The organism is Gammaproteobacteria bacterium, from assembly GCA_016712635.1.
Taxonomy (GTDB): domain Bacteria; phylum Pseudomonadota; class Gammaproteobacteria; order SZUA-140; family SZUA-140; genus JADJWH01.
Genome location: JADJQS010000002.1, coordinates 278,836 through 295,770, shown reverse-complemented (window position 1 = coordinate 295,770; position 16,935 = coordinate 278,836). Strand labels below are relative to the sequence as shown.

The window sequence follows — 16,935 nt, the reverse complement described above, 5'->3', positions numbered from 1 at the left end:
ATGTGATGGCCAACGAAGTCTGCTTTCGAACCCTGAAACACGCCGTCCCGTGGTCGTTCGAGACCTATCTCAAGGAGGACGGCTACGAGGCCTGGAAGAAGGTGCTGGCCGAGCGCATCCCCCCCGAGGAGATCATCAACGAGCTCAAGAAGTCGGCGCTGCGCGGACGCGGCGGCGCGGGCTTTCCGACCGGCCTCAAGTGGAGCTTCATGCCGCGCAGCTCGCCCGCGCAGAAGTACATCGTGTGCAACTCGGACGAGAGCGAGCCGGGCACCTGCAAGGACCGCGACATCCTGCGCTTCAATCCGCACGCGCTGATCGAGGGCATGGCTATCGCGGGCTACGCGATCGGCGCCACCGTCGGCTACAACTACATGCGCGGCGAATTCCATCATGAGCCCTTCGAGCGTTTCGAGGCCGCCCTGAGGGAGGCGCGCGCCGCCGGACTGATCGGCCGCAACATCCTCGGTTCGGGCGTCGATTTCGAGCTCCATTCGCACCTCGGCGCGGGCGCCTACATCTGCGGCGAGGAGACCGCCCTGCTCGAGTCGCTCGAGGGCAAGAAGGGGCAGCCGCGCTTCAAGCCGCCGTTCCCGGCCAACTTCGGCCTGTACGGCTGCCCGACCACGATCAACAACACCGAAACCCTGGCCTCGGTCCCGTCCATCATCCACAACGGCGGCGAGTGGTTCCTCGAACTCGGCAAGCCGAACAACGGCGGCGTGAAGATCTTCTCGGTATCGGGCCACGTCAACAAACCCGGGAACTACGAAGTCCCGATGGGCACGCCGTTCCGCGATCTGCTCGAAATGGCGGGCGGGGTGCGCAAGGGCCGCAAGCTCAAGGCGGTGATCCCGGGCGGATCCTCCATGCCGGTGATGCCGGCGGCGGCGATCATGGAGTGCAACATGGATTACGACTCGCTGTCCAAGGCGGGCTCCGCGCTCGGTTCCGGCGGCGTGATCGTGATGGACGACTCGACCTGCATGGTGCAGGCGCTGCTGCGCATCTCGCGCTTCTACTACGCGGAATCGTGCGGCCAGTGCACCCCGTGCCGCGAGGGCACCGGCTGGCTGTGGCGCGTGGTCAAGCGCATCGAGGAGGGCGCGGGCCGGCCGGAGGACCTGGATCTGCTGAAGAAGACCGCCGGCCGCATCGAGGGGCGCACGATCTGCGCCTTCGGCGATGCCGCGGCGTGGCCGGTGCAGAGCTTCCTGAAGCATTTCCACGATGAATTCGAATACCACATCAGGCACAAGCGCTGCCTGGTCGGTGCGGCGGAGCGGGCGGCATGACGGCGGCGACGGAACCGGTGCGGGACCCGAACGCGGTCAGCCTCACGATCGACGGCGTGCCGCTGAGGGCGCGCCGCGGCGACATGATCATCGAGGTGGCGGACGCCGCAGGCATCACCATCCCGCGTTTCTGCTACCACAAGAAGCTGTCCATCGCGGCCAACTGCCGCATGTGCCTCATCGAGGTGGAGAAGGTTCCCAAGCCGCTGCCCGCCTGCGCCACGCCGGTGGCGGAGGGCATGAAGATCTTCACCCGCTCGCCCAAGGCGATCGAGGCGCAGAAGGGCACCATGGAGTTCCTCCTCATCAACCACCCGCTCGACTGCCCGATCTGTGACCAGGGCGGCGAGTGCGAGCTGCAGGAGATGTCGATCGGCTACGGCTCCGACCGGTCCGAATACGCCGAGGCCAAGCGCGTGGTCAAGGACAAGGACATCGGACCGCTGGTCGAGACCGAGATGACGCGCTGCATCCACTGCACGCGCTGCGTGCGCTTCGGCGAGGAGATCGCCGGGCTGCGCGAACTCGGCGCCACCGGACGCGGCGAGAACATGCGTATCGGCACCTATATCGAAAAGGCGGTCAGCTCCGAGCTGTCCGGCAACGTGATCGACCTGTGCCCGGTCGGCGCGCTGACCTCGAAGCCGTTCCGCTACACCGCGCGCGCCTGGGAGATGCAGCGCCGGCCGTCGATCGCGCCGCACGACTGCGTCGGCTCGAACCTGACGCTGCTGACGCGCGGCCACAAGGTCATGCGCGCGGATCCGCGCGAGAACGAGGCGGTCAACGAATGCTGGATCTCCGACCGCGACCGCTACAGCTACCAGGCCCTGGGCGGCCCCGGGCGCCTGCTCGCGCCGATGATCAAGCGCGACGGCCGCTGGGAACAGACCGACTGGAACGGCGCGCTGGCGTTTGCGCGCGACCGGATCCGGCAGGTCATCGACGCGAACGGGCCGGGCGCACTCGGCACTCTGGTCGCGCCGGGCGCGACGCTGGAGGAGATGTACCTCGCGCAACGCCTCACGCGCGGCCTCGGCAGCCACAACATCGACCACCGCCTGCGCCAGGTCGACTTCCGCGACCAGGATTTCGCGCCCGTGTACCCCGCGCTGGGGCAGCCGCTGGCCGCCCTGCAGGATGCCGGCGCCGTCCTGCTGATCGGCTCAAACCCGCGCAAGGAGCAGCCGCTGGTCGCGCACCGTTTGCGCAAGGCGGCGCTGCGCGGGGCGGCGGTGATGTGCGTCAATCCGGTTGCCTACGACTTCAACTTCCCGCTGGCGGAGAATCTCGCCGCCGGCCCGGCCGGCATGGAGCGCCATCTGGCCGCCATCGCCAACGCGCTGCTCCCTCTGACCGGCAAGGCGGCGCCGGCGGAACTCGCCCGCGTGCTGGACGGGGTCACGATTCAGGATGTCCACCAGTCCATCGCCAGGCGGCTGGCAGCGTCGAAACGCGGCACCGTACTGCTCGGCATGACGGCCTTCATGCATCCGGCCTTCGCCACCCTGCACGCGCTCGCCCGCCTGATCGCGCAGAGCGCCGGCCTGACCCTGGGCTATCTCACGGAGGGCGCCAACACCGCGGGGGCCTGGCTCGCCGGTGCGGTGCCGCACCGCGAGGCCGCGGGCGCACGCGCGGTGAAACCGGGCATGGCGGCGCACCACATGTTCTCCGCCCGCCTGAAGGCCTACCTGCTGCTGGGTGTGGAACCCGAATACGACGCGGCCGCGCCCGCCGCCGCAGTGGCGGCGCTCAAGGCGGCCGAGTGCGTGGTCATGCTGAGCGCCTTCAAGGGCGGCGCGATGCTGGAATACGCCGACGTGCTGCTGCCGGTCACGCCGTTCAGCGAGACCTCCGGAACGTTCGTCAACATCGAGGGGCGCTGGCAGAGCTTCGCCGCCGCCGTGGCGCCGGCGGGCGAGGCGCGGCCCGGCTGGAAGGTCCTGCGCGTGATGGGCAATCTGTTCGAACTCGCCGGTTTCGACTACATGTCGTCGGAGGACGTGCGCGAGGAACTGCGGCTCCAGGTCGGCGATCCGGCGCCGGCGAACCCGCCGGCAGAGTGGTTTTCCCCTCCGCCCGCGGACGTCGATCCGATACTGACGCGGGTCGGCCACGTGCCGATCTACGCGGTCGATCCCATCGTGCGGCGCGCAGACGCGCTGCAGCAGACCGCGGATGCGCGCGGCCTCGCCGCCGCGTCGCTGTGCGCGGCGACTGCGGCGCGGCTCGGCCTCACGGCCGGCGCGCGCACGCGGTTCCGCCAGGACAATGGCGAGGCGGAACTTCCGGTGGTGATCGACGAACGGGTGCCGGAGGGCTGCGTGCTGATCCCGGCCGCCCTGCCGGAGACCGCCGCGCTCGGCGCGGTGTTCGGATCGCTCGCGCTGGCCGCGGCGGGGCGGGGGTAGGCGATGATCGATACCGCGCTCGCGCTGTGGACCGGGGTGCCGCCGTCGCTGCAGTCGCTCATCGTGATCGTCGCGAAGATCGTCGCCATCGTCGTGCCGATCATGCTGTCGGTCGCCTACCTGACGCTCGCCGAGCGCAAGGTGATCGGCTACATTCAGGTGCGCATCGGCCCCAACCGCGTCGGACCCCGCGGCTGGCTGCAGCCGATCGCCGACGGCATCAAGCTCGCGTTCAAGGAAATCATCATCCCGACGCGCTCCAACCGCTTCCTGTTCGTGTTCGCGCCCTTGCTGGCGCTGGCGCCGGCGCTGGCCGCCTGGGCGGTGATCCCGTTCGACGACGGCATGGTGCTGGCCGACATCGACGCCGGATTGCTGTATGTGCTCGCGCTCAGTTCCATGGGGGTGTACGGCATCATCATCGCCGGCTGGGCCTCCAATTCGAAGTATGCCTTCCTCGGCGCGATCCGCTCCGCCGCGCAGATGGTGGCCTACGAGATCGCCATGGGCTTCGCCCTCGTCGGCGTGCTGATGGCGGCGGGCAGCCTGAACCTGGGCGAGATCGTGCGCAGCCAGCAGGGCAGCCTGCTGCACTGGTTCTGGCTGCCGCTGCTGCCGCTGTTTTTCGTCTATTTCATCGCCGGGGTCGCGGAGACCAACCGCGCGCCGTTCGACGTCGCCGAGGGCGAATCGGAGATCGTCGCGGGATTCCACGTGGAGTATTCCGGCATGACCTTCGCGCTGTTCTTCCTCGCGGAGTACGCCAACATGATCCTGATCTCCGTGCTGACCGCGCTGATGTTCCTGGGCGGCTGGCTGTCGCCCTTCGAGGGCGTGCCGCTGCTGGGGCCGCTGTTCGCCTGGGTGCCGGGCATCTTCTGGCTGCTGGCGAAGACGGCGTTCTTCCTGTTCCTGTTTCTCTGGTTTCGTGCCACGTTTCCGCGCTATCGTTACGACCAGATCATGCGGCTGGGCTGGAAGGTGTTCATCCCGATCACCATTGTGTGGATACTGGTGATCGGCGTGGCGATCATGGCGCAACTGGGTCCCTGGTTCGACTGAGCATGGGTGAGGCACGGTGAAAGACCTCCAGTTCTATTTCAAGAGCTTCATCCTGTGGGAACTGTTCCGCGGCCTCAAGCTGACCGGAAAATACCTGTTCGCGAAGAAGATCACCGTGCAGTACCCGGAGGAGAAGACGCCGCAGTCGCCGCGCTTCCGCGGCCTGCACGCGCTGCGCCGTTACCCCAACGGGGAGGAGCGCTGCATCGCGTGCAAGCTGTGCGAGGCGGTGTGCCCGGCGCTGGCGATCACCATCGAGGCGGAGCCGCGCGAGGACGGTTCGCGCCGCACCACGCGCTACGACATCGACCTGTTCAAATGCATCTACTGCGGCTTCTGCGAGGAGGCCTGCCCGGTGGATGCCATCGTCGAGACGCGCCTGTTTGAATACCACTTCGAGAAGCGCGGAGAGAACATCATGACCAAGGACAAGCTGCTCGCGGTCGGCGACAAATTCGAGGGGCAGATCGCCGCAGACCGGGAGCAGGACGCCCGGTTCCGCTGACGCGGACGGCGCGGCGAGGGCGCACCCCGGCGGGGTGGCGGATCACAGGACAGGCGGCTGCGACATGCGGCGACAGCGGATATAACAAGAACAGGCATGAACATAGAACCGGTACTCTTTTACCTCTTCGCGACCATCCTGATTGCCGCTGCGGTGACAGTGATCACCGTGCGCAACCCGGTGCACGCCGCGCTGTTCCTGGTGCTGGCCTTCTTCACCAGCGCCGCGATCTGGCTGCTGCTGGAGGCGGAGTTCCTCGCCATCGTGCTGGTGCTGGTCTACGTCGGCGCGGTCATGGTGCTGTTCCTGTTCGTCGTAATGATGCTGGACATCAACATCGTCCCGCTGCGCGAGGGTTTCATCCGCTTCCTGCCGGTCGGCGCGCTGGTCGCGCTGCTGATCCTGGCCGAGATGGCGCTGGTGGTGGGTCCGGAGCATTTCGGCCTGGACAGCGTCGCCGAGCCGGCCCGCCACGCCGCCGACTACAGCAACACCAAGGAGCTGGGCAGCCTGCTCTACACCGTGTACGTCTATCCGTTCGAGATCGCCGCGGCGATCCTGCTGGTGGCCATCGTCGCCACGATCGCGCTGACCATGCGCCGGCGCCCGGAGACCAAGTACCAGAACCCCGCCGAACAGGTCGGTGTGCGGCGCGACGACCGCGTGCGCATCGTCAAGATGGCTTCGGAAAAGAAGCCGGACAAGCAGTCCGCACCCGGAGGGAAGCCATGATCGCCCTGTCTCATTTCCTCATCCTCGGCGCCGTGCTGTTCTGCATCAGCATGGCGGGGATATTCCTCAACCGGAAGAACCTCATCATCCTGCTGATGGCGATCGAGCTGATGCTGCTCGCGGTCAACATGAATTTCGTCGCCTTCGCGCACTATCTCGGCGACACCGGCGGCCAGGTCTTCGTGTTCTTCATCCTGACGGTGGCGGCGGCGGAGGCCGCCATCGGTCTGGCCCTGCTGATCGTGCTGTTCCGCAACCGGCGCACCATCAACGTCAACAACCTGGATACCCTCAAGGGCTGACGGCGCCATGACGATGATGGAAAAGGTATATCTCGCCATCCCGCTCGCACCCCTCGCCGGGGCGCTCGTCGCCGGCCTGTTCGGCCGCCAGATCGGCCGCGCCGGCGCGCACTGGGTGACCATACTCGGCGTCGCGGCGTCCTTCCTGCTGTCGCTGGTCGTGTTCAAGCACATCGTGCTGGACGGCAACCCGGCCTACAACGGCGCGGTGTACACCTGGCTGGTGAGCGACGGCATCCGCTTCGAGGTCGGCTTCCTGGTCGACCGCCTGACCACCCTGATGATCATGGTGGTGACCTTCGTCTCCCTGATGGTGCACATCTACACCGTCGGCTACATGCACGACGACCCGGGTTACCAGCGCTTCTTCAGCTATATCGCGCTGTTCACCTTCTCGATGCTGATGCTGGTGATGGCCAACAACTTCATGCAGCTGTTCTTCGGCTGGGAGGCGGTGGGCCTGGTGTCCTATCTGCTGATCGGGTTCTGGTACCAGCGCGACAGCGCCATCTACGCCAACCTGAAGGCGTTCCTGGTCAACCGCGTCGGCGACTTCGGTTTCCTCCTCGGCATCGCGGCCATCCTGGCCTATTTCAATACGGTGGACTACGCCCAGGCGTTCGCCGCGGCCCCGCTGATGAAGGACGTCACGATAGAAATCATCCCCGGCCAGCCGTGGTCGCTGCTGACGGTGATCTGCATCCTGCTGTTCATCGGCGCCATGGGCAAGTCCGCCCAGGTCCCGCTGCACGTCTGGCTGCCCGACTCGATGGAGGGTCCGACGCCGATCTCGGCGCTGATCCACGCCGCGACCATGGTGACCGCCGGCATCTTCATGGTGGCGCGCATGTCGCCGCTGTACGAGCTGTCGGCGACCGCGCTCAGCGTGGTGCTGGTGATCGGCGCGATCACCGCCTTCTTCATGGGCCTGCTCGGCATCGTGCAGAACGACATCAAGCGCGTGGTCGCCTATTCGACCCTGTCCCAGCTCGGCTACATGGTGGTGGCGCTCGGCGCCTCGGCCTACGCCGCCGGCATCTTCCACCTGATGACGCACGCCTTCTTCAAGGCGCTGCTGTTCCTCGCCGCCGGCTCGGTGATCATCGCCATGCATCATGAACAGGACATCCGCCGCATGGGCGGGCTGAAGAAATACATGCCGGTCACCTACTGGACGGCGCTGATCGGCTCGCTCGCGCTGATCGGCTTCCCGGGCACCTCGGGTTTCTTCTCCAAGGACGCCATCATCGAGGCGGTGCACGCCTCGCACCTGCCGGGGGCCGGCTTCGCCTATGTCGCGGTGCTGCTCGGCGTGTTCGTCACCGCGCTGTACTCCTTCCGCATGTTCTTCCTGGTGTTTCACGGCGAAGGGCGCATGGACCACCATACGCGGGACCACCTGCATGAATCGCCCTGGGTGGTGACCTTGCCGCTGGTCTTGCTCGCCGTGCCCTCGCTCGTGATCGGCGCATTCACCATCGGGCCGCTGCTGTTCGGCGGATGGTTCGGCTCCGCCATCGAGGTCGATCCCGCGCACGACACCCTGGCCCACCTGGGCGAGCATTTCACCGGGGCGGCCGGCTTCGTCCTCCACGGCCTGCTCGGGCTGCCGTTCTGGTTCGCCATGGCCGGACTCGCCACCGCGTGGTTCGTCTATCTGAAACGCCCCGGCATCGCCGACGCCGTGCAGCGCCGCTTCGCGCTGATCAACAAGGTGCTGGAGCACAACTACGGCTTCGACCAGTTCAACGATTTCTTCTTCGCCGGCGGAGGGCGCCGCATCGGCCGCCTGTTCTGGCGCGCGGGTGACGTCACGGTAATCGACGGAGCCATGGTGAACGGGACCGCGCGCGGCATCGGCTGGATCGCGGCGCGGGTCCGGCACATGCAGAGCGGATTCCTGTATCATTACGCCTTCGCGATGATCCTCGGGCTGCTGCTCCTGCTGTTCGTATTTGTCATCGTCTGACGGAAAGGGAGACCCGATTCAGGGATAGCTGCATGCCGACGGAACTTCCTCTGCTGAGTCTGGTAATCTGGCTGCCGATCATCGGCGGCGCCCTCGTCCTCGCGCTCGGCGCCGGCCGAAACAGCGACAATGCCGTGCGCTGGGTCGCGCTGCTGGTCGCGCTCGCCACCTTCCTGCTGTCCATCCCGCTGTTCACGGGCTTCGACCGCGGCACCTACCACATGCAGTTCGAGGAGCGCGCGGCCTGGATCCCGGTATTCGACATCTATTACCACCTCGGCGTCGACGGCATCTCGATGCCGCTCATCCTGCTCACCACCTTCTTCACCGTGGTGGTGGTGATCGCCGGCTGGGAGTCGATCGAGTTCAGGCGCGCGCAATACATGGCCTCCTTCCTCATCATGGACGGCATGATGGCGGGCGTATTCGCCGCCCTCGATGCGATCCTGTTCTACGTGTTCTGGGAGGGGATGCTGATCCCGATGTTCCTCATCATCGGAATCTGGGGCGGGCCGCGTCGCGTCTACGCCGCCATCAAGTTCTTCCTCTACACCTTCCTCGGTTCCGTGCTGCTGCTGGTTGCGCTGATCTACCTCTATTTCCAGACCGGCAGCTTCGCGATCCTCGATTTCCACGTCCTGCGCATCGGCATGACCGCGCAGACGCTGATCTTCATCGCCTTCCTGGTCGCCTTCGCCGTCAAGGTCCCGATGTGGCCGGTGCACACCTGGCTGCCCGACGCCCACGTCGAGGCGCCGACCGGCGGCTCGGTGATCCTGGCCGCCATCATGCTGAAGATGGGTGCCTACGGCCTGATCCGCTTCTCCATGCCGATCGCGCCCGACGCGAGCGCGGAGCTCGACGGCTTCATCATCACGCTGTCCCTGATCGCGGTGGTGTACATCGCGCTGGTGGCGCTGGCGCAGGAGGACATGAAGAAGCTGATCGCCTATTCGTCGATCTCGCACATGGGTTTCGTCACGCTCGGCTTCTTCGCCGTGTTCTCCATTTTCGAGACCAGCGGCAGCCTGCGCGGCGCCGCCCTCGGCGTGGAGGGCGCGCTGGTGCAGATGATCTCGCACGGCTTCATCTCCGGCGCCCTGTTCCTCTGCGTCGGCGTCATGTACGACCGCGTCCACAGCCGCCTGATCAGCGATTACGGCGGCGTGGTCAACACCATGCCGGTGTTCGCGGCGTTCATGGTGCTGTTCGCGCTCGCCAACACCGGCCTGCCCGGCACCTCCGGTTTCGTCGGCGAGTTCATGGTCATCCTCGGCGTGTTCAAGGCGAACTTCTGGTACGCCCTGCTGGCGGCCACGACCCTGATCCTGGGCGCGGCCTACACCCTGTGGATGGTCAAGCGGGTGATCTTCGGCAAGGTCGCCAACGACAAGGTGGCGGGTCTCACGGACCTCAATGCGCGCGAGACCCTGGTGCTCGGTTCGCTCGCCGCGCTCGTGCTGCTGGTCGGCGTGTGGCCGGCGCCGCTGGTGGACGTGATGCACGCCTCGGTCAACCACCTGCTGGCGCATGTCTCGGAATCCAAACTGTGATGGACACTTCCCCGGAGCGCCCATGGATTTCATAAGCCCCAACCTCACGCCGGCGTTGCCCGAGATCTTCCTGCTCGGGATGATCTGTGTCGTGATCGTCGCCGACCTGTTCGTCGACGACAATAACCGCATCATCACCTACCTGCTCGCGCAGGCGAGCCTGCTGGGCACGGCCGTGCTGACCGTCGCGCTGCATTCGCCGGCCCCCGTCGTCACCTTCGCCGGCATGTTCATCAGCGACAACATGAGCGACGTGCTGAAGGTGTTCCTCTACCTGGTCACCGCGGTGGTGTTCCTCTATTCACGCGAGTACCTCAGCGTGCGCGGCATCTTCAAGGGCGAGTTCTTCGTGCTCGGGCTGTTCGCGCTGCTCGGCATGATGATCATGACGTCGGCCTACAACATGCTCACAATCTATCTCGGCCTCGAGCTGCTGGCGCTCTCGCTGTATGCCATGACCGCGTTGAACCGCGACTCGATCGCCGCCTCGGAGGCGGCGATGAAATACTTCGTGCTGGGGGCGATTGCCTCCGGCATGCTGCTCTACGGCATGTCGATGATCTACGGCGCGACCGGCAACCTGGGCCTTGCCGAGATCGGCGACTATGTGCGCCGCAGTCCGGCCGACGACAAGGTGCTGCTGTTCGGCATGACCTTCGTGGTGGTCGGGCTGGCCTTCAAGCTGGGCGCCGTGCCGTTCCACATGTGGATCCCCGACGTCTACCATGGCGCGCCGACGGCGGTCACGCTGTTCATCGGCACCGCACCCAAGATCGCGGCCTTCGCCATGGTCATGCGCCTGCTCGCCGACGGCCTGGGCGGCCTGCACGTCGAATGGCAGACCATGCTGATGGTGCTGGCGGTCCTGTCGATCGGCATCGGCAATGTGGTCGCGATCGCGCAGCGCAACCTCAAGCGCATGCTCGCCTATTCCACCATCTCCCACGTGGGGTTCCTGCTGCTCGGCATCCTGGCCGGCACGCGCGCCGGCAATTCTGCCGCCATGTTCTACATACTGGTCTATTCGCTGATGACGCTGGGCGCCTTCGGCATGGTGATCCTGCTCAGCCGGGCGGGCTTCGAGGCGGACGAGCTGGAGGATTTCAAGGGGCTCAACGACCGCAATCCCTGGTTCGCCTTCATGATGCTCATCATCATGTTCTCGATGGCGGGGGTGCCGCCGGCGGTGGGCTTCTACGCCAAGCTCTCCGTGCTGCGCGCCGTCATCGACATCGGCCTGGTGTGGCTGGCGGTGTTCGCGGTGCTGTTTTCCGTCATCGGCGCGTTCTACTACCTGCGCCTGATCAAGTTCATGTATTTCGACAAGCCGGACGACACCGCGCCGCTGGCGGTCAATTTCGACATGCGCGCGGTGATGAGCGCCAACGGCCTGCTCATCCTCGGGCTGGGGATATTCCCGGGGGCGCTGATGGGCCTGTGCGCCGCGGTGATGAATTAGCCGGCTCACCACCGGCGTGGCTTGTGCGGTCCCGCCAGTTCAGGGCAAAATGCCCGCCATGATAACCGGTTATATCCGCCGCCCCCGGCCAGCCGTGGGGCGCGCCGAAGTGTCCCGCCCATGAAGATCCTGATCAGCAACGACGACGGCTACCGCGCCCCCGGCCTCGCGCGCCTGGTGGAGGGACTGGCCGGCATGGGGGAGCTCACTGTGGTGGTGCCCGACCGTGACCGCAGCGGCGCCAGCAATTCGCTCACCCTTGAGAACCCGATCCGCGCCCAGGTGCTGGACAACGGCTTCATCCGCGTCAACGGCACGCCGACCGACTGCGTGCACCTCGCCATCACCGGGCTGCTGGAGCAGGAGCCGGACATGGTGATCTCCGGCATCAACGCCGGGGCGAACCTGGGCGACGATGTGATCTATTCCGGCACCGTGGCCGCGGCGATGGAGGGGCGCTTCCTGGGCTATCCCGCCGTCGCGGTCTCGCTGGCGGGCCGGAACCTCGAGCATTACGCCACGGCGGCCCGGGTGGCGCAGCGCATCGTCGCCCGCCTGCAGCACGACCCGCTGCCGCCGGACGTGATCCTGAACGTGAACGTGCCGGACCTGCCGTGGGAGTACCTGGCGGGCTTCATGGTGACGCGCCTCGGCCACCGCCACAAATCGGAGCCGGTGATCATGACCGCGGACCCGCGCGGCCGGCCGATCTACTGGATCGGCGAATCGGGTGCGGAGCAGGATGCCGGGCCGGGCACCGATTTCCACGCCGTGCGCAACGGTTACGTCTCGGTGACGCCGCTGCAGGTCGACCTGACGCGCCACTCAGCGCTCGAGCGCCTGCAGGCCTGGATGAAGGACATCGGGGCATGATCCAGCACGAAGGCATCGGGATGACCTCGCGACGCACGCGCAGCCGCCTGATCGAGCGCCTGCGCAGCCAGGGCATCGTCAACGAGGCGGTGCTGGAGGCGATCTGGGAGACGCCGCGCCACATCTTCGTGGACGAGGCGCTCGCGACGCGGGCCTACGAGGACACCGCGCTGCCGATCGGCTTCGGCCAGACCATCTCGACGCCGGTCACGGTGGCGCGCATGACCGAGGCGCTGCTGCTGGGCGGTCCGCTGCGCAAGGTGCTGGAGATCGGCACCGGCTCCGGATATCAGGCGGCGATCCTGGCGCGCCTGGTGCCGGAGGTCTACACGGTGGAGCGCATCATGGCCCTGCAGCGCAAGGCGCAGCAGCGTTTCCACAACCTGCGCCTGCGCAACATCCGCCTGAAACACAGCGACGGCAAGCAGGGCTGGCCGGAATACGCGCCGTATGACGGCATCATCGCCACCGCCGCGCCCACCGCCGTGCCGGAGCCCCTGCTCGCGCAGCTCGCCGTGGGCGGCCGCCTGGTCATCCCGATCGGCAGCGGCGGCCACCAGGAGCTGAGGCTGATCGTCCGCACCGAGGACGGCTACCGGGACGAACGGCTGCACGAGGCCACCTTCGTGCCGATGCTGACGGGGGACAAGTGAGCGCCCGCGCGGCCGTCCTCGCCCTGGCGCTGATCCTGGCGGCGGGTTGCGGCGCGCCCGTCTATCACATGGTGCGCCCCGGCGAGACGCTGTACTCGATCAGCTTCCGCTACGGCAAGGATCACCGCCAGATGGCGCAGTGGAACAACATGGCGGAACCCTATCAGGTGAATGCCGGGCAATACCTCCGCATCATCCCGCCGCGGCGCGAGGCCTTCGCATCACGTCCGCCGGCGCCCCCGGCGCCCGCACCGCAGGCCGCGGCCGCGCCGGCGGCGGCGCCGCCCGCCGGCGCGGTCGAGGTGTACGGGCTCAACGAGGCCCCGCGGTCCGCGGTCGCGCCGGCGAGCCCGCCGGTCGAGACGGCGCCGCCCGCCGCCGCGGCCGCCCCCGGCTGGCAATGGCCGACTGCGCGCGCGCCGTCCCGTTCCGCGGTGACCTCCGGCACCGCCAACCGGGGCATCGACATCCCCGGCGAGCGCGGCGAGGCGGTGCGTGCCGCGGCGTCCGGGCGCGTGGTCTACAGCGGCAACGGCATTCCGCATTACGGCAATCTGCTCATCGTCAAGCACGACGAACACTATCTCAGCGCCTATGCGCACAATGACCGGCTGCTGGTGGGAGAAGGTGCAGACGTCGCGGCCGGCGAGCAGATCGCCGAGATGGGCGACAGCGGCACCGGGACCGACGCGGTGAAGCTGCACTTCGAGATCCGCCGTGACGGCGAACCGGTCGATCCGCTGAAATACCTGCCCGGGCTGTAGTCCAAGGACTGAGGACTGAGGCGGGCGGGAATACCTGCTTCAGAATCGTAGCCCGGATGAAGCGCAGCGGCATCCGGGGGCGGTGCGTGACACTCCCCGGATTGCGGCGCCAGGCGCCTTCATCCGGGCTACCTGTCGCCACTGGCGCGCGAGTGTCCGGCGCGGCGGGGCATGCTAGAATCATGCACCCGACGCCGCGTCAGGGCTCGATCATGAGCAGGGCGGCGGCGACGCGGCGGCGGTCGGACATCAGGAAATTGAAGGTGCGGCAGGCCGAGCCGGTGTCCATGACCTCGACCCCGATGCCGCGGTCGGTCAGGGTGGACAGCAGCGCGGGATGCGGCCGCTGCAGGCGGGCGCCGGAGCCGAACAGCACGACCTCGGGGGAGAGCGCGGCGAGCAGGTCGAAATGTGCCCGCTCAAGTTCCTCGAAGCGCTGCGGCGGCCAGTCGCCGATGAGGCGGTCCGCCATGATCACCAGGCTCCGGCGCAGCACTTCCCGCCGCAGCGGGCCGTTTTCACCCTCCGCCGGCGCGGCCGGGTCGAAGGGGAAGGTGACGGTCACCTGTCCCGCGGAGTAGGAATGGATGCTGTAGCTGTCCGGGTCGAGATTGCGATTTACCTGCATCAGAGCGCATCTCCGTCACGCAGAGCGGCGCCGGCGGGCCGCCGTGCCGGTCGCGACAGCTTACCCCAGGTCGGCGGCGGGTGAAAGGCTCGGCTTGCCTGCCGGATGGAAATGAAACGATAATAGCGGTCTTTAAAATTCACCGACTTAAACCCACATGTTCGAAGAATTTGCCAGGATCAAGCGCCTCCCGCCCTACGTTTTCAACATCGTCAACGAGCTGAAAGCCAAGGCGCGCGCGCGCGGAGAGGACATCATCGACTTCGGGATGGGCAACCCCGACCAGCCGACGCCGCCCCACATCGTGCAGAAGCTGATCGAGGTCGCGCAGCGCGAGGACACGCACCGCTACTCGGTGTCGCGCGGCATCCCGCGCCTGCGCCGCGCCATCTGCCGCTGGTACAAGACGCGTTTCAACGTGGACCTCGACCAGGAGAGCGAGGCCATCGTGACCATCGGTTCGAAGGAAGGCCTGGTGCACCTGGCGCTGGCGACCGTCGGTCCCGGCGACGCCGTGCTGGTGCCGAATCCCGCCTATCCGGTGCATCCCTACGGTTTCGTCATCGCGGGCGCGGACATCCGCCACGTGCCGCTGGTGCCGGGCGTCGATTTCTTCGGCGAGCTGGTCAAGGCGATCAAGGATTCCTGGCCCAAGCCCAAGATGCTGGTGCTGAACTTCCCCGGCAACCCGACCACGCAGTGCGTCGACCTGCCGTTCTTCGAGCAGGTGATCGAGATCGCGCGCGAGCATCAGATCTGGGTGATCCACGACCTCGCCTACGCCGACATCGCCTTCGACGGCTACGTCGCGCCGTCCATCCTGCAGGTGCCCGGCGCGAAAGAGGTCGCAGTGGAGTTTTTCACGTTGTCCAAGAGCTACAACATGCCGGGCTGGCGCATCGGCTTCATGTGCGGCAACCGCGTGCTGGTGTCGGCGCTGGCGCGCATCAAGTCCTATCTGGACTACGGCATGTTCACCCCGATCCAGGTGGCGGCGATCGCCGCGCTGGAAGGCCCGCAGGACTGCGTGCGCGAGATCTCCGAACTCTACCGCGTGCGGCGCGACGTGCTGTGCGAGGGGCTCAACTCGATCGGCTGGGAGGTCGAGAAACCGAAGGCGACGATGTTCGTGTGGGCGCAGATCCCGGAGCAGTACCGCCACCTCGGTTCGCTCGAGTTCGCCAAGAAACTCATCGAGGACGCCAAGGTCGCCGTGTCTCCCGGCATCGGCTTCGGCTCCTACGGCGACGACCATGTGCGTTTCGGCCTGATCGAGAACGAGCACCGCACGCGCCAGGCCGTGCGCGGCATCCGCCAGATGTTCCGCAAGGACGCCAGCAAGCCCAGGACGGCCTCGGCATGAAGCGGCTCGAACCCGTCCGCGTGGGCCTGCTCGGCCTCGGCACCGTCGGCGGCGGCACCGTCAACGTGCTCAGGCGCAACCAGTCGGAGATCGCGCGCCGCGCCGGCCGCGGCATCGTGATCACGCATGCGGCGGCGCGCGAAACCAGCTTCCCCGGCGTCGACAGCGCCGGCATCGAGATCGGCGCCGACGCCTTCGCCGTCGTCGACCGGCCCGACATCCAGATCGTGGTCGAACTGATCGGCGGTTACGAGCCGGCGCGCGAGCTGGTGCTGCGGGCGATCGCCAACGGCAAGCACGTCGTCACCGCCAACAAGGCGCTGATCGCGCGCCACGGCAACGAGGTCTTCGCCGCGGCGCAGAAGCACGGCGTGATGGTGGCGTTCGAGGCGGCGGTCGCCGGCGGCATCCCCATCATCAAGGCGCTGCGCGAGGGACTGGCGGCGAACCGCATCGAGTGGGTTGCCGGCATCATCAACGGCACCACCAACTTCATCCTGACCGAGATGCGCGACAAGGGCCGCGCCTTCGCCGACGTGCTGGCCGAGGCGCAGCAGCTCGGTTACGCCGAGGCCGATCCGACCTTCGACGTCGAAGGGATCGACGCGGCGCACAAGCTGACCATCCTCGCCGCGATCGCGTTCGGCATCCCGCTGCAGGTCGACAAGGCCTACACCGAGGGCATCAGCGTCATCACGCCGGAGGACGTCGGCTACGCCGAGCAGCTCGGCTACCGCATCAAGCACCTCGGCATCACGCGCCGCACGGACAAGGGCATCGAGCTGCGCGTGCACCCGACGCTGGTGCCGCAGCGGCGCCTGATCGCCAACGTGGACGGCGTGATGAACGCTGTGCTGGTCAAGGGCGACGCGGTCGGGCCCACGCTGTACTACGGCGCCGGCGCCGGGCGCGAGCCGACCGCCTCCGCGGTGGTCGCCGACCTGGTCGACGTCGTGCGCACGCTGACCACCGACCCGGGCAACCGCGTACCGCACCTCGCCTTCCAGCCGGACCGCCTGTCCGACATCCCGCTGCTGCCGATGGAGGAGGTGGAGACCGCCTATTACCTGCGCATGCGCGCCGCCGACCGCCCCGGCGTGCTGGCGGACGTGACGCGCATCCTGGCCGATTCCGGCATCAGCATCGAGGCCATGCTGCAGAAGGAGCCGGGCGCCGGCGCGCCGGAGGCGACCGTCATCATGCTGACCCAGCGCGTGCTGGAGCGCCGCATGAACGAGGCGCTGCGGCGCATCGAGGCGCTGGACACCATCGTCGGCAAGGTGACGCGCATCCGCCTGGAAACGCTGGCCGCCACCTGATCCCGCGCCGGCGCGCGCCCGCATCGAACCGTCGAGAACACAGC

15 protein-coding genes are annotated in these 16,935 nt (G+C 67.2%); 14 read left to right on the top strand and 1 reads right to left on the bottom strand.

Translation table 11 applies throughout. The features are described from left to right. Positions 1–5: 5 nt before the first annotated feature. From nuoF to IPK65_04510, 12 genes are all read left to right on the top strand, one after another. The gene (gene nuoF / locus IPK65_04565) at positions 6–1,295 is read left to right on the top strand and encodes an NADH-quinone oxidoreductase subunit NuoF (GenBank protein MBK8162428.1); all 1,290 of its coding nucleotides are present in this window, start codon (positions 6–8) and stop codon (positions 1,293–1,295) included. Beyond that, positions 1,292–3,709 (top strand): NADH-quinone oxidoreductase subunit G, encoded by a 2,418-nt coding sequence (locus tag IPK65_04560; GenBank protein MBK8162427.1) that lies wholly within the window; start codon positions 1,292–1,294, stop codon positions 3,707–3,709. Before nuoF ends, IPK65_04560 begins: the two co-directional genes overlap by 4 nt. A 3-nt stretch (positions 3,710–3,712) precedes the next feature. Then, positions 3,713–4,771 (top strand): NADH-quinone oxidoreductase subunit NuoH, encoded by a 1,059-nt coding sequence (gene nuoH, locus IPK65_04555; GenBank protein MBK8162426.1) that lies wholly within the window; start codon positions 3,713–3,715, stop codon positions 4,769–4,771. A gap of 16 nt (positions 4,772–4,787) precedes the next feature. Beyond that, positions 4,788–5,276, top strand: a complete 489-nt coding sequence (gene nuoI / locus IPK65_04550) for an NADH-quinone oxidoreductase subunit NuoI (GenBank protein ID MBK8162425.1) — start codon at positions 4,788–4,790, stop codon at positions 5,274–5,276. A gap of 96 nt (positions 5,277–5,372) precedes the next feature. Next, positions 5,373–6,008: an NADH-quinone oxidoreductase subunit J gene (locus tag IPK65_04545; protein MBK8162424.1), complete on the top strand. Its 636-nt coding sequence runs from the start codon at positions 5,373–5,375 to the stop codon at positions 6,006–6,008. Then, positions 6,005–6,310, top strand: coding sequence for an NADH-quinone oxidoreductase subunit NuoK (gene nuoK / locus IPK65_04540; GenBank protein ID MBK8162423.1), 306 nt, complete (start codon positions 6,005–6,007; stop codon positions 6,308–6,310). The genes IPK65_04545 and nuoK overlap by 4 nt, the downstream gene beginning before the upstream one ends. Before the next feature lie 16 nt (positions 6,311–6,326). Next, the gene (gene nuoL / locus IPK65_04535; GenBank protein ID MBK8162422.1) at positions 6,327–8,279 is read left to right on the top strand and encodes an NADH-quinone oxidoreductase subunit L; all 1,953 of its coding nucleotides are present in this window, start codon (positions 6,327–6,329) and stop codon (positions 8,277–8,279) included. A 32-nt stretch (positions 8,280–8,311) separates the two neighbouring features. Then, positions 8,312–9,832 carry an NADH-quinone oxidoreductase subunit M gene (locus IPK65_04530; protein ID MBK8162421.1) on the top strand — a complete coding sequence of 507 codons (1,521 nt, stop codon included), beginning with the start codon at positions 8,312–8,314 and terminating at the stop codon, positions 9,830–9,832. Positions 9,833–9,854: 22 nt separating this feature from the next. Further along, complete coding sequence (nuoN, locus tag IPK65_04525; protein MBK8162420.1) at positions 9,855–11,291, top strand: NADH-quinone oxidoreductase subunit NuoN; 1,437 nt, start codon at positions 9,855–9,857, stop codon at positions 11,289–11,291. Between the two features lie 120 nt (positions 11,292–11,411). After that, positions 11,412–12,164, top strand: coding sequence for a 5'/3'-nucleotidase SurE (surE, locus tag IPK65_04520; GenBank protein MBK8162419.1), 753 nt, complete (start codon positions 11,412–11,414; stop codon positions 12,162–12,164). Next, positions 12,161–12,817 (top strand): protein-L-isoaspartate(D-aspartate) O-methyltransferase, encoded by a 657-nt coding sequence (locus tag IPK65_04515; GenBank protein ID MBK8162418.1) that lies wholly within the window; start codon positions 12,161–12,163, stop codon positions 12,815–12,817. The genes surE and IPK65_04515 overlap by 4 nt, the downstream gene beginning before the upstream one ends. A gap of 68 nt (positions 12,818–12,885) precedes the next feature. Next, entirely contained in the window at positions 12,886–13,581 is a 696-nt protein-coding gene (locus tag IPK65_04510) for a peptidoglycan DD-metalloendopeptidase family protein (GenBank protein ID MBK8162417.1), read from the top strand. A 199-nt stretch (positions 13,582–13,780) separates the two neighbouring features. Here IPK65_04510 and IPK65_04505 read toward each other — a convergent pair whose 3' ends face one another. Beyond that, on the bottom strand, positions 13,781–14,209 hold the full coding sequence (locus tag IPK65_04505; GenBank protein ID MBK8162416.1) for an Mth938-like domain-containing protein: 429 nt from the start codon (positions 14,207–14,209) through the stop codon (positions 13,781–13,783). A 157-nt stretch (positions 14,210–14,366) separates the two neighbouring features. Here IPK65_04505 and alaC point away from each other — a divergent pair, with 157 nt between their 5' ends. Further along, entirely contained in the window at positions 14,367–15,572 is a 1,206-nt protein-coding gene (gene alaC / locus IPK65_04500) for an alanine transaminase (GenBank protein ID MBK8162415.1), read from the top strand. Beyond that, complete coding sequence (locus IPK65_04495; GenBank protein ID MBK8162414.1) at positions 15,569–16,891, top strand: homoserine dehydrogenase; 1,323 nt, start codon at positions 15,569–15,571, stop codon at positions 16,889–16,891. Before alaC ends, IPK65_04495 begins: the two co-directional genes overlap by 4 nt. The last annotated feature ends 44 nt before the right edge of the window (positions 16,892–16,935 follow it).

Excerpts from the sequence above, each read along its gene's own strand:
- surE (MBK8162419.1), top strand. The coding sequence starts at position 11,412 with ATGAAGATCCTGATCAGCAACGACGACGGCTACCGCGCCCCCGGCCTC.
- IPK65_04505 (MBK8162416.1), bottom strand. The coding sequence starts at position 14,209 with ATGCAGGTAAATCGCAATCTCGACCCGGACAGCTACAGCATCCATTCC.
- IPK65_04530 (MBK8162421.1), top strand. The coding sequence starts at position 8,312 with ATGCCGACGGAACTTCCTCTGCTGAGTCTGGTAATCTGGCTGCCGATC.
- IPK65_04510 (MBK8162417.1), top strand. The coding sequence starts at position 12,886 with ATGGTGCGCCCCGGCGAGACGCTGTACTCGATCAGCTTCCGCTACGGC.
- nuoN (MBK8162420.1), top strand. The coding sequence starts at position 9,855 with ATGGATTTCATAAGCCCCAACCTCACGCCGGCGTTGCCCGAGATCTTC.
- IPK65_04495 (MBK8162414.1), top strand. The coding sequence starts at position 15,569 with ATGAAGCGGCTCGAACCCGTCCGCGTGGGCCTGCTCGGCCTCGGCACC.
- nuoK (MBK8162423.1), top strand. The coding sequence starts at position 6,005 with ATGATCGCCCTGTCTCATTTCCTCATCCTCGGCGCCGTGCTGTTCTGC.
- nuoF (MBK8162428.1), top strand. The coding sequence starts at position 6 with ATGGCCAACGAAGTCTGCTTTCGAACCCTGAAACACGCCGTCCCGTGG.
- IPK65_04545 (MBK8162424.1), top strand. The coding sequence starts at position 5,373 with ATGAACATAGAACCGGTACTCTTTTACCTCTTCGCGACCATCCTGATT.
- nuoL (MBK8162422.1), top strand. The coding sequence starts at position 6,327 with ATGGAAAAGGTATATCTCGCCATCCCGCTCGCACCCCTCGCCGGGGCG.
- IPK65_04560 (MBK8162427.1), top strand. The coding sequence starts at position 1,292 with ATGACGGCGGCGACGGAACCGGTGCGGGACCCGAACGCGGTCAGCCTC.
- nuoH (MBK8162426.1), top strand. The coding sequence starts at position 3,713 with ATGATCGATACCGCGCTCGCGCTGTGGACCGGGGTGCCGCCGTCGCTG.
- alaC (MBK8162415.1), top strand. The coding sequence starts at position 14,367 with ATGTTCGAAGAATTTGCCAGGATCAAGCGCCTCCCGCCCTACGTTTTC.
- IPK65_04515 (MBK8162418.1), top strand. The coding sequence starts at position 12,161 with ATGATCCAGCACGAAGGCATCGGGATGACCTCGCGACGCACGCGCAGC.